The organism is Cellulophaga lytica DSM 7489 (assembly GCF_000190595.1).
Classification (GTDB): domain Bacteria; phylum Bacteroidota; class Bacteroidia; order Flavobacteriales; family Flavobacteriaceae; genus Cellulophaga; species Cellulophaga lytica.
Window position 1 is genome coordinate 486,107 of the sequence record NC_015167.1, and the last position, 12,502, is coordinate 498,608.

At 32.6% G+C, this 12,502-nt stretch carries 8 protein-coding genes; 1 reads left to right on the plus strand and 7 read right to left on the minus strand.

The features are described 5' to 3' along the window. Positions 1-26: 26 nt before the first annotated feature. From CELLY_RS02260 to CELLY_RS02280, 5 genes are read right to left on the minus strand one after another with little or no spacing between them, the layout of a single operon-like run. A complete protein-coding gene (locus tag CELLY_RS02260; protein ID WP_013620032.1) occupies positions 27-1,514 on the minus strand; it encodes an alpha-L-fucosidase in 1,488 nt (495 codons plus the stop codon). Positions 1,515-1,536: 22 nt separating this feature from the next. Further along, positions 1,537-2,922 (minus strand): DUF2231 domain-containing protein, encoded by a 1,386-nt coding sequence (locus CELLY_RS02265; RefSeq protein ID WP_013620033.1) that lies wholly within the window; start codon positions 2,920-2,922, stop codon positions 1,537-1,539. A gap of 15 nt (positions 2,923-2,937) precedes the next feature. Then, on the minus strand, positions 2,938-4,044 hold the full coding sequence (locus CELLY_RS02270) for a twin-arginine translocation signal domain-containing protein (RefSeq protein WP_013620034.1): 1,107 nt from the start codon (positions 4,042-4,044) through the stop codon (positions 2,938-2,940). Positions 4,045-4,056: 12 nt separating this feature from the next. Continuing rightward, positions 4,057-5,571, minus strand: a complete 1,515-nt coding sequence (locus tag CELLY_RS02275) for a DUF1501 domain-containing protein (protein ID WP_013620035.1) — start codon at positions 5,569-5,571, stop codon at positions 4,057-4,059. Between the two features lie 26 nt (positions 5,572-5,597). After that, positions 5,598-8,852, minus strand: coding sequence for a DUF1553 domain-containing protein (locus tag CELLY_RS02280; protein WP_013620036.1), 3,255 nt, complete (start codon positions 8,850-8,852; stop codon positions 5,598-5,600). A gap of 223 nt (positions 8,853-9,075) precedes the next feature. Here CELLY_RS02280 and CELLY_RS02285 point away from each other — a divergent pair, with 223 nt between their 5' ends. After that, a complete protein-coding gene (locus CELLY_RS02285; RefSeq protein WP_013620037.1) occupies positions 9,076-9,945 on the plus strand; it encodes an AraC family transcriptional regulator in 870 nt (289 codons plus the stop codon). Positions 9,946-9,965: 20 nt separating this feature from the next. Here the strand turns inward: CELLY_RS02285 and CELLY_RS02290 are convergent, their stop codons facing one another. Together CELLY_RS02290 and CELLY_RS02295 are read right to left on the minus strand one after the other, a co-directional pair. Next, a complete protein-coding gene (locus tag CELLY_RS02290) occupies positions 9,966-11,288 on the minus strand; it encodes a Gfo/Idh/MocA family protein (protein WP_013620038.1) in 1,323 nt (440 codons plus the stop codon). A 200-nt stretch (positions 11,289-11,488) separates the two neighbouring features. Further along, entirely contained in the window at positions 11,489-12,361 is an 873-nt protein-coding gene (locus tag CELLY_RS02295) for a MerR family transcriptional regulator (RefSeq protein ID WP_013620039.1), read from the minus strand. Positions 12,362-12,502 lie beyond the last annotated feature (141 nt).

Here is a 12,502-nt window from a genome sequence, read left to right on the forward strand (position 1 = left end):
GTTCTATAAAGCTGATGTAAAATTATTTAAAAAACTATTTTGTACACAAAAGCGTAGTTACCATTTTTTGTTTTTGAAGGTTGTATAACCAAACCATTTTTTGTTTGTTCCCAAACAATTTTTTGGTTAGTACCCAACATTTCTATTTTTTTTATTTGATGTTTTGTGTTTGCTAATGATTTTATAAAAACCTTATCCTTAGGCCAATCTAAAACTATAGCATACAGTATACCATCTTTTGTTGTAAACCTAATGTCTTTTTCTGTGTTGTCTTTATTTTTATGCTCGCTTAAATGCCCTTCTACAACCTCCGATGGGCCTTCTCCAAAAACCTCCCAAGTTCTTGTACCATATATAGCTTCTCCGTTTACTTTTAACCAAGCTCCCATTTGCAGCAAACGTTCTTTAACTTCTGCAGGAATTTCTCCTTTTGCAGTTGGTGTAATATTTAATAAAACTGCTCCGTTTTTACTTACTACATCTACCAAAAAATCTATAAGTCTGTTTGTAGATTTGTATTTAGGATTTTGAATATGGCTCCAAGATTTCCAGTCTATTGAGTCGTCTGTTAACCAAGTAAAGTCTTTTTTATCACTCATTCTAGAACGTTCTAAATCTAAAACTGCAGAGCCAACTGCTAAATCTTTAAATTTATAGGTTACTACAACTTCCTTATTATTTTTTAATCCTTGGTTGTAAAAGTTTGCTAAAAATTGTTTTCTGTAATCTTCATCAATAATATCCATTTTATTATCAAACCAAACAATATCAGGGTCATACTTAGTAGTTAACTCTGTAAGTCTGTTTAACCACTCTTCATTAAATGTTTTGTTAGGTAAAGGGTTTGTAGGTTTATCTGCCATAACAAAAGTGCCCTCTGGAACTTTAGGTCCATACAATCCCTTATATTTTAAATTAGCAGCATCTGTAGTTTTATCCCAAGTTGGGTACCAAGCGTATAACCAATGCCTGTGGTAAGTAGTAATAAATTTTAAACCACGAGCCTTTATAGCTTTTTCCATAGCACCAACAACATCTATTTTAGGTCCTTTATCTTTAGCATCCCAGGTGGTTAATTTACTATCCCACATTGCAAAACCATCTGCGTGTTCTGCTATTGGACCAGCAAATTGTGCTCCTGCATTTACAAATAAATCTGCCCAAGCATCTGCATTAAACTTTTCTGCAGTAAACATTGGTATAAAATCTTTATAACCAAAAGTATCTAAACTACCATACGTTTTTTTATGGTACTTGTTAATAGGGTGCCCATCTACATACATCCACCTAGAGTACCACTCATTTTTATATGCAGGCACTGTATATGGCCCCCAATGAAAGTAAATTCCAAATTTTAGGTCCTTATACCATTCTGGCACATTATACTGCTGTAAAGACTCCCAATCTGCAGTATATTTTAGGCTCTTATTAGGTATTTCTGTTGTTACTTTTTTACTAGCACAACCTGTAAAAAGTAACACTAAGCAAGCTTTTATAAAAATTCTGTTTTTCATAGTAGGTTAAATAACTTGGAGATTACATTCCTAATACTATTTTAGGAGCATTGTTACTGTTATAGCCTTCCAAATCTTTTTGTTTTATATTGGTTTTCCAAACATAAGCATATTTTAAGTTCTTCATTTTAGAAAACACTCGTAAACTTTTAGCTGTAATATTAGTTTCAAATAAATTAACTGATGTCATTTTTTGTAGACTTGTAAGATACTCTACAGCATTATCTGATATTGGGTTTTTACCAAGCTTTAACTTTTGAATGTTTGTAAATTGACTTATCACTTTTACATTTTCATCTGTTATCCCATTACTTTCTAAAGATAACCATATGATATTTTCTTTTATAGGTAACAACTTTTCTAATTTATTATGAAGCTGATCTTTGGTTACTTCTTGTATTGTATTGACATCTAAAACTACCTCAAATAAACTAGAATCAAACACTAGCTCTCTTAACCTAAAACCTTCTTTTTCTATACTTGCTATTAATTGTTCACTTACTTTAGTTACCGTAGGCAATGCCTCCGAAGAGTTACTATTAGTAAGCCCCAACATAGTGCTAGCAATTGTGGTTATATTTTCTGGTGTTTCTACATTAGCTACTTTGGTTTTAAAGCCAGCGTTAGAGCTATTTATCCAATAGGTAATAATAGCAATTTCCTCATCAGTTAAGGGTGTTTTTCCTTCCGGAGGCATAAAATCTTTACTATGAGGGTCTAGTAATACTCTTTTTACCAGTTCAGATTTGGTAGCACTACCAGGTACTAAAACAGGACCATTTTTTCCTCCACTATGTATAGAAACACTGTCTACCATAGACAAACCTCCCTTTTTTTTGCTCTGGTTATGACAGCTAATACATTTATTATCTAAAATTGGAGCCACTAAATGTCCGTAAACCTCAGCTTCTTTTAAATTTGTAACTGCTGCTAATTCTGTTTTTTCTTCTTTGTTAAAAGGTAAGTACTTTACTAGATAATCACTACCGTGAGTAAGGTTACCACCGTAATGCCCTGTTACACTTATTACAATAACTAATAAAGTAAGAGCTGCTATATTGGGTTGTAATTTTTTATAGTTTGATAATTTTATTTTTTCAATTCTAATTAACCAAGCTACAAAGGCTAGTACTGTTGTTACAACACCAAACCAAAAGTGAGAATCCAACGCATTTTCATCATAATCTCCACTTAGTGATAACATATAACCTAAAATACAAGCTACCAATGCACTGACACCTCCTAAAAACAATGCTAAAGGAATAGCCGTTGTTAATACAGGATTTTTTTTAACTCTGCTAAAAACCTCTAATAAAAAGGCAAATACTAAAAAACCTATTGGTAAATGCACCACAAGTGGATGAAACCTACCTAAAAATAATACAATATCTGGGACACTATTTTCCATACTCAACTTATAATTTTAAACGCGCTCTAATTTTATTGGAGCCGTTTTATTAGCATTCCATTGGCAGATATACAAATTTTTATCTTCATCTACACATACATCATGACCGTGTAAAATGGGTTTGTTTTTTAGTTGATATGATTTTTGAAGAGCTCCGTTTTTGTACTCTGGAGCAGTGCCTCCCGGATTAGAAACCACTTTATCACCATCTAAAATAGTTACAAAACCAGTGTGGTCTTTCCAGTTTGTTTTTCCAACTTTGGGCTGAGACCAGCACACACCTGCATACAAGTTAGTATCATCAAAAACTGGTCTGCATACTTGCATATTGGGTAATTTTAATGTTTTAACGTACGTGCCATCTAAGGTAAACCATTTAAAACACTGCTCATTTCTTGAGGTACACACAACCATAGGGTTGTTTTTATCTCTGTAATCTATAGCAACACCATGTGCGTTTTGCAAATTGTAATTTTTATTGGTGTTGTTATGTCCTCCCCAACGCCTAATAAATTCTCCTTTATAATTGTATTGCAAAATATAATCTTGTCCGTAACCATCTGCCACATAAATATCTCCGTTAGGACCTATGGCTATTTCGGTTGGACAAAAATTTTCTCCAGGCTCATAAACTCCTATTGTTTGCGGATGACCAATATCAAAAATAACTTTACCATCTGTGGTTGTTTTTGTTATTCTTCCATTATGCTTAACCCATTTTCCTGTTTTATTTAAATACCAACCAGAATCTGCTAAAAACAAAAAATCCTCACCACCCTCATTAGATATTTTAAGTCCGTGACCACCAGGGTAAGCTGTTCCCCAAACATCTAAAACCTTACCAGATTTATCAAAAATTATAATATTATTTTTGGTATGATCACCTATCATTATTAACCTTCCTTTACTGTCCATTTCCATTTCATGGCAATTTAACAAAGGAGTATGCACTGCACTTATTTGTGCCCAATCATTATTTACTTTATACGTATAATCTCCGTGGCCTAAAATAGTTTGGTTGGGCTTGCTTTTTTTAAGAATTGAAAAACCGATAGATGGAGTAGCTGTAACAGCTGCACTAGCTAGAGCTGTATTTTTTATAAAATTTCTTCTAGAAGACATTTATTTGGTTATTTAGGTTAATAAATCTTTTACAACATTACCATGTACATCTGTTAAACGGTATCGTCTGCCTTGGTGCTTAAATGTTAAGCGTTCATGGTCTATACCAAACAAATGTAAAAGTGTTGCATGAAAGTCATGTACATGTACAGGATCTTTTACAACGTTGTAACTAAAATCATCTGTTTCTCCATAAGTAAAGCCTGGTTTAACACCGGCTCCTGCCATCCACATTGTAAATGCCTTTGGATGGTGATCTCTACCATAATTTTCTTTGGTTAATTGACCTTGTGAGTATACTGTACGGCCAAACTCTCCTCCCCAAACAACCAAGGTATCATCTAACATACCTCGTTGCTTTAGATCTTTTATTAATGCTGCAGTTGGCTGGTCTGTTTTTTTAGATTGACTTTTTACACCTCCTGGACAGTAACTATGTTGATCCCAACCCTGATGGTATAGTTGTACAAACTTTACGCCTTTTTCTAACAGTTTTCTGGCCATTAGGCAATTTGCTGCATAAGTACCAGGATCTCTACTGTCTTTACCATACATTTCAAAAATTTTATCTGGCTCATCAGACAAGTCTGTTACCTCTGGCACAGAAGTTTGCATTTTAAATGCCATTTCATACTGAGACATTCTTGCTTGTATTTCTGGGTCTCCGTAAGCATCAGTTTGTAAACTATTTAAATCTTTTAAATAATTTAGCATATGTCTACGGTCATTACCATCATAATTTTCTGGATCACTTAAGTACAATACGGGATCTTTACCAGATCTAAACTGTACCCCTTGGTGTTCTGTTGGTAAAAAACCATTACCCCACAAAGCCGCTTTTAAAGGTTGGCCTTTACCATTTTTAGAAACTAAAGTTATAAACGTTGGCAAATTTTCATTGTCTGATCCTAAACCATAGCTAAGCCAGGATCCAATAGATGGCCTACCTGGCAACTGGTTACCTGTTTGCATAAAAGTAACTGCTGGTGTATGGTTTATTTGGTCTGTTTGCATTCCTTTTATAAAGCATAAATCATCTACAACCTCAGACAAATAAGGCATTGCATTACTAACCCAAGCTCTAGACTCTCCGTATTGCTTAAACGTAAACGAAGATGGCGCTATAGGTAACGTACTTTGGTTGCCACTCATCCCAGTTAACCTTTGTCCGCCTATAATAGACTCTGGTAACTCTTTACCAAACATATCTGTTAGTTTAGGCTTATAGTCAAACAAATCCATTTGTGATGGACCTCCACTCTGAAACAAGTAAATAATTCTTTTTGCTTTTGGTAAATGGTGAGGTAAACCAAGCCTGTTTTTGTTATACGTATTTAATATATCTTCTGCAGAACTATTCTTATTTATAGACGCAAACATTTTATCTGCTCCTAACAATGTTCCTAAAGCTAAAGCACCTATACCTAAAGATGTCTTTTTTAAAAAATCTCTTCGGTCTACTTGTTTCTCTAGTTCTTGTAAATCTTTATTAACAGATTTTATTTTTTGGTGATGATTATTACACATAATATATCTTTAAAAAAATGGTCTATTTATCTTTTAGTAATTGTTGCATCTGCATTCATTATTGTACTAGCTACAACGGCATTTGCTGCTACCAGAGCTTTGTTATCTGTGTCAGACAATTTAAAAGCCCCTGTTTGTAACCAACCTTTTGCTTTATCTAAATTGGCACTAAATTTCTCGTATTCAGATTTTTGCAAATTAATTAGTAGTTTTAGTTCATTTTGATTGGCATTTCTTCCTGTAAGCCTTAAAAAGGCTAAGTTAACTGCCTCTTTTTCATCTTTTATTTCAGACATTTTTTTACCTAACACCCTAGATGCTTCTATGTATGTAGGATCATTAAGAACAACAAGAGCTTGTAATGGTGTATTTGTTTTTTGTCTACGAGAAGAGCATAAATCTCTAGTAGGAGCATCAAAAGTTGCAATAGTTGGGTTTGGCACAGAGCGTTTCCAAATGGTATACATACTTCTTCTGTACAAGCCTTCTTCCCCGTCTTGCACATACTCATCACTATTTACTTTCCATAATCCTTTAGGCTGATAAGGTTTTACGCTTTCTCCTCCAATTTTTTTGTTTAGCAAACCAGATGCTAACAAGGCATTATCTCTTAACATTTCTCCAGATAACCTTGAAGACGGACCGCGAGACAACCATTTATTTTCTACATCTACAGCTAATAACTCTTCAGATATTACAGAGCTCTGCTGGTATGTGTTTGTTAGCATTATAGTTTTAAGTAGTTTTTTTACATCCCAACCAGACTCTACAAAACTAACCGCTAACCAATCTAACAATTTAGGGTGCGTAGGCAGGTTTCCTTGGTTACCAAAGTCTTCTGAACTTAACACAAGACCTCTTCCAAATAAATTTTGCCAATACCTATTTACCGTTACTCTGGCAGTTAAAGGGTTGTTTTTATCTGTAATCCACTTGGCTAAACCTAACCTATTTTTAGGCCAGCTATCATCCCATTGCAATATATCTTTTGGCACATTAGGAAAAACAGAATCTGTAGGAGAATCATAATTACCACGATCTAAAATATAGGTTTGTCTTGGCGTTTTACGCTCTTTCATTACCATAATCTGCTTAACAGGGTCTATACTATCTACTAGAACAAGTCTGTCTTTTTCTAATTTTTTTAGCATAGCAGTGTAAGACTCAGAGTTGGTATGTAGGTAATATTTTAATAGTTTATCTTTTTCTGCTTTAGATAAATTAGCAAAGGTTTTATTTTTAAGTGTTTTTAGTTTTTCTGTATCTGCAATTTGCAACACTTCAATTTCACTTAATTCTTTATTATAAACCAGTAAATCATCTACAGTGGCTCCGCCAATACCTTTACCTCTCCATACTGCTCCTATACGCAAACCTGGTTCTAGTTTTTCACTCTCTGGCCCGTATAATCTTATCTCATGAAATACAATATCTTTATATAAATTATCATAAACAGTTTTTGTTTTTTGTTTTTCTCCATCTACATAAATAGCTACCCCGTCTGCTTTGCTAGAGCCATCATAGGTCATAGTAAGTTGTATCCATTTTTCCTTTGGCACATTATTTAATGACTCTATTACTATGGCATTATCTGGATATACATGGGCTAGTAAAGCCTCTAGTTTATTGTTTTTTATTTTTAAATGATACCCTCTAAAACTGTGTAACTCTGGGCTATTCATTTTATGAAAAATAACTCCCTCTTCTAAATCTTTTGGTATAAATACTTTTATACCTATACTAAATGGCTGATTTCTTTGGTAAATACCAATTTTATCTAAATCTAACCAAGTATCTCCATTCATAAACAAACCATTACCACTAGCTCCTTTTTTGTAAATAGGTTTTTCATTATCTACAAATTGCTGGCGCATTCTTATATTATTTTGTCCGTTACCACCTATAGCATTTGTTATTTTTGGAGTATTAAAATTAAAAGAGGCCACCAAACCAGTTGGTGCAGGCTGCAATGGTATTTTTTGATGACTATTATTGGCTAACCATTTGTTTGCTTTTGTGGTTTCATTTTGTGCAGTTTGCGCTACTTTATTTTCTGTAGTATTTACAATTTTTTCTAGATAAGCAATTACCCCTTCTTGCTCTTTAGTTGGCAACATCATTGCAGGAACTGGTGTAGCTAAATCCCAAGGAATTAAGCCGGTTTCATCTATATTGTTAAAAAAACTATACATTTCATAATAGTTTTTTTGTGAAATAGGGTCATACTTATGGTCATGGCATTTTGCGCAAGCGTAAGACAAGCCTAACATACCTTGTGTTACTGTAGCGGTCCTATCTGCAACATACTCAGATCTAAATTCTTCATCTATAATACCACCTTCTAAATTTTGCGGATGCAGTCTGTTAAAAGCTGTTGCTATTTTTTGTTCTGTTGTTGGGTCATCAAATAAATCTCCTGCCAATTGCCAAGTTAAAAACTCATTATATGGCATATTTTCATTAAAAGATTTTATTACCCAATCTCTCCACGGAGAAGTATCTCTATACCTATCATTACTATAACCGTGAGTATCTGCATATCTAGAAACATCCATCCAATCTAATGTCATTTGCTCTCCAAAATGAGGAGATGCTAATAACCTATCTATTTGTTTTTCAAAAGCATTAGTAGAAGTATCATTTATAAAATTTTGTATTTCTTGCTGTGTTGGCGGTAAACCTGTTAGGTCTAAAGAAGCCCTACGGAGTAACATATGCTTATTTGCTTTTTTAGAAGGTAAAAGGTTTACTTCTTCTAATTTTGCAAGAACAAAATTATCTATAGCATTTGCCGCTAAATTAGGCTCTTTAATTTTTGGTACAACTGGCTTTTCTGGTTTAATAAATGCCCAATGATCTTTATACTCAGCTCCGTCTTCAATCCACTTAATTAAAACAGCTTTTTCATAATCTGTTAAGGTTAAATGAGAACTAGGTTCTGGCATTATTAACTTAGGATCATCTGTCATTATTCTATGAAAAAACTCGCTTTTGTTTAAATTACCTGGAGTAATTGCAAATTTTCCTGGAGTCTCTGTTAATTCTGCATAAGCAAAACTAGCCTCATGTAATTGTAAGCCACCTTTTATATTTCCTTTATCTGGACCATGGCACAAATAGCATTTATCAGACAAAATTGGTTTTACATGCTGATTAAAATCTACTTTTTCTGGTAAGTTGTTATATTCTACAGCAACCAACTCTGGTAAGTCTGGGCCTCCACAAGAACACAATAACAAAAAAACACCACCTATAATTAACAGTATCTTATTTTTTAACATAAAATTTGACGATTATTTAATATCTCAAAAATAAAATAACTTGTAGCCATTTTATTGACCAAATCAGCTTATAAAATATACATTTCCGTTATGTTCAGTTTTTATCTAGTGATATAATCTACTAAAATTTGCTATTTTAGTAGAGATTTAAGTAGTTGTTTAGAAAAGTGTCTAGTTTTAGAAAAATACTAAATCAGCTATTTTAGAAGAATAAGTACTAATTATGATAGAAATTCTACAATCTTTAAGGTTAACTTTACTTAACACTGGCTATGCTAAATTAGGTACATCATGGAATTTTGACAATGTTATTAGTCCGTTTACCAGAATGTATTACATTACAAAAGGCACTGCTAAAGTGTACCATAATGATGGAGTTTACATTTTAAAGCCTGGCTACATATACTTAATTCCTAGCTATACTTATGCTAGGTATATTTGTGAGGATTATCATGAGCAATATTACATTAGTTTTTTAGAGGAAATTAATAATGGCTTGTCTATATACAATTTTAAAAATTTTGAATACGAAGTAAAAGCAGATGAAAAAAGCTTGTATTATTTTAAAAGATTGGTTGACTTAAATGCCAATAGGGAAATTAAAAATAGTGATCCTAAAACGTATGATAATAGACCTACACTATTAGACTTTATTAAACAAAATGAAAATTTAACCACAAAAGAGTTTATAGAAACCCAAGGAATATTAAATATATTAATATCAAAATTTATAACAAATAATAAACTCCCTAAAGAAATAAACCTAACCAACTCTAATTTAAACCAAATACTAAACTACATTAATAAAAATCTTCATTTACCAATTACTATAGATGAGCTTGCTAATAAGTGCCATTACAGTACAGATTATTTTTCTAAGTTATTTTTACAAACCTATGGTATTAGACCTAATAAATACATACAAACCAAAAGAATAGAGCGTGCACAACTACTGCTATTAACCACAAACGACTCTTTAGAAGAGGTGGCACAAAAGGTTGGTTTTGAAAACGTATCATACTTTTCTAGATCTTTTAAAAAGCATACAGAAAAAACACCTGCTTCTTTTAGAAAGGAACAGGTGAATATATAAATATAATAAGGTATTATGTATTAAAACTTACGTTCTTTTCTACCACGCATTTTATTAGCTTCTTTGTCTTTTAAAAACTTTTCTTTTACTGGATCCCAATCTAAATCTCTGCCTAAATTATACGCAATATTAGCAATATTACATACTGTTGCAGAACGGTGACCTGTTTCTACATCACAAATAGGTTGAGTTCTATTTTTTATAGAAGTAATCCAATCTTGGTAGTGATTCCCTTTTGTGTCATACAACTTAGTATCTGATGTTGTTAACTCTGCATTTACTAAATTTTTAGGCGTAGTTTCAAAATAGCTACGGCTAATATCCATAGTGCCTTTAGACCCTATAAAACGTACACCCCAACCTCTACCAAAGTCTTGGTGTATCATTTCTACTCCATTATCATAATACATTTTTAAACCTCTAACAGCTGTTTTATCTGTTGGCGGAACATACTTTACAGGTCCAGACCTATCCATACCTAATGCCCATTGTACAATATCAAACATATGTGCACCCCAATCACAAAGTATACCACCACCTACTTCTTCATAAAGTCTCCAGTCTGGCCAAAAATCAACATCGTTACGAGATGGTGCTAATCTGTGGTTATATTCTAATAATGGGGCAGGTCCGCACCAATTGTTCCAATTTACCTCACTTGGTAGTGTTTCTGCTTTTAAATTGTATGGTACTGCTGGGTCTCCTACATTTACCAATACTTGTTTTATATCTCCCAGGTAACCATTTCTAACAAGTTCACAGGCTCTTCTAAAATTTTTGTTAGAACGTTGCATACTACCAGTTTGCAATATTTTACTTGTTTTTTTTGCTGTTTTAACTAGATCTATACCCTCATTAATATTATGAGTTAAAGGTTTTTCACAATAAACATCTTTACCCGCTTTCATAGCATCTATAGCTTGTATTGCATGCCAATGATCTGGTGTTGCAATAACTACGGCATCTATATCATTACGGTCTAACAACTCCTTGTAATTTGTGTATGTAGTTACTCCGTTGTAACTATTTTGGTTTCTTTTGTCTGCATAAATTTTATTTACAGCACCTTTAAACCATTCGTTTTTTGTAGACCATACATCACAGGCTGCTATAATTTGGGAATTTGTAGCACCCACAAAATTATTTGCTAAACCTCTACTTTGTTTTCCTAATCCTATAAAACCTATATTAACTCTGTCACTTGGAGCAACAAATCCTCTACCAAAAATATGCCTTGGTAATATAGTAATGGCTCCGGTTGCTAAAGCTGTTTTTGTAATAAAGCCTCTTCTGGATACTTTGGTGTTTATTTTTGTTTTTTTAATGTTGCCTGAGTCTTTCATTTATAAGGTTGCTTATTTTAGTTAAAAAAGGTTTATCTCTAAATTTAAAATATTTACTTCAATAAAATTAGTAATACTATAATTTGTCTAGTAATAGAAGTGTTTAAAATTGTAGCACAAATGGTTAATTTTAAATAAAAAAGACAAAAAAAATCCGAAAACACTAGGCTTTCGGATTCTTAAACTGATTTTTACTTGTACTATTTTTTTTCCTGAAGTATTGTTATTAATTCTAAAGGGCTAGATACATAAGTTGTTCTTTCTTCAAAATATTTTTCTTTTAAATTTATAGGATTACCAGCTACCAATAAATGTGCACTTGTATTACTTAATATTTCTTCTATTTTGTCTTTTACCTTGTCTGGTATTGTTGTAATAAACATTGTTAGCATTAATTTAGGCTGTACTATTTCTTGTACAGACTTTAAATTTTCAAGCGGCACGTGTTGCCCTAAGTAATAAACATTCCACCCCAAATCTTTTGCTATGTACTGTGCCAGTAACAAACCTATTTCATGATGTTCATTTTCAGGTAAAAACAATACTATTTTAGATGCACTTTCTTCTGGCAATGATAAATTATCAATAGCCGATACTACTTTTTGTCTTATTAAGTTAGACACAAAATGTTCTTGAGCAGGCATTACTTTATCTATACCCCAAAGCACACCTATTTGATTTAAAAAGGGGTAAATTAGGTCTGAAACTGTTTGTAAAAGCCCTTTATTTAGGATATGAGCATCTAAAATTTTCACAAATTCTCGCTCATTCATTTCTAACAAACATAACATTAGCGCCGTAAGCACATCACCATCTATAGGCTTTAATAAAACTTCAGTTACATTGGCATGCAACTCATCATTAGACATCTTGTCTATCTTAGAAATTTTAAAACCATTTCTATGTAAAATACTTACATTAAGCAGTTTACGTAATAACTCATCTGTATAATATCTAATATTAGTATCGGTACGTTTAGGCTGTACAAAGGTGTATCTGCTCTCCCACTTTCGTAAAGTGTGTGCATTGATACCAGTTAGTGTGGCAACCTGAGACATTGAATAACTACCCATTTGTTTACTTATTTACTGTTTGCAAAAATAACTCAAAAATAGACTCAAACCATATTTTGTCTAATTTTTTATTCTTTTTACTAGACATTTTAAAATATTTTAATACATTTGTCTAACAATAACCTTATAAAAGTTAGACAA

Coding starts and splice junctions, on each gene's coding strand:
- CELLY_RS02260 (WP_013620032.1), bottom strand. CDS start 1,514: ATGAAAAACAGAATTTTTATAAAAGCTTGCTTAGTGTTACTTTTTACA.
- CELLY_RS02265 (WP_013620033.1), bottom strand. CDS start 2,922: ATGGAAAATAGTGTCCCAGATATTGTATTATTTTTAGGTAGGTTTCAT.
- CELLY_RS02270 (WP_013620034.1), bottom strand. CDS start 4,044: ATGTCTTCTAGAAGAAATTTTATAAAAAATACAGCTCTAGCTAGTGCA.
- CELLY_RS02275 (WP_013620035.1), bottom strand. CDS start 5,571: ATGTGTAATAATCATCACCAAAAAATAAAATCTGTTAATAAAGATTTA.
- CELLY_RS02280 (WP_013620036.1), bottom strand. CDS start 8,852: ATGTTAAAAAATAAGATACTGTTAATTATAGGTGGTGTTTTTTTGTTA.
- CELLY_RS02285 (WP_013620037.1), top strand. CDS start 9,076: ATGATAGAAATTCTACAATCTTTAAGGTTAACTTTACTTAACACTGGC.
- CELLY_RS02290 (WP_013620038.1), bottom strand. CDS start 11,288: ATGAAAGACTCAGGCAACATTAAAAAAACAAAAATAAACACCAAAGTA.
- CELLY_RS02295 (WP_013620039.1), bottom strand. CDS start 12,361: ATGGGTAGTTATTCAATGTCTCAGGTTGCCACACTAACTGGTATCAAT.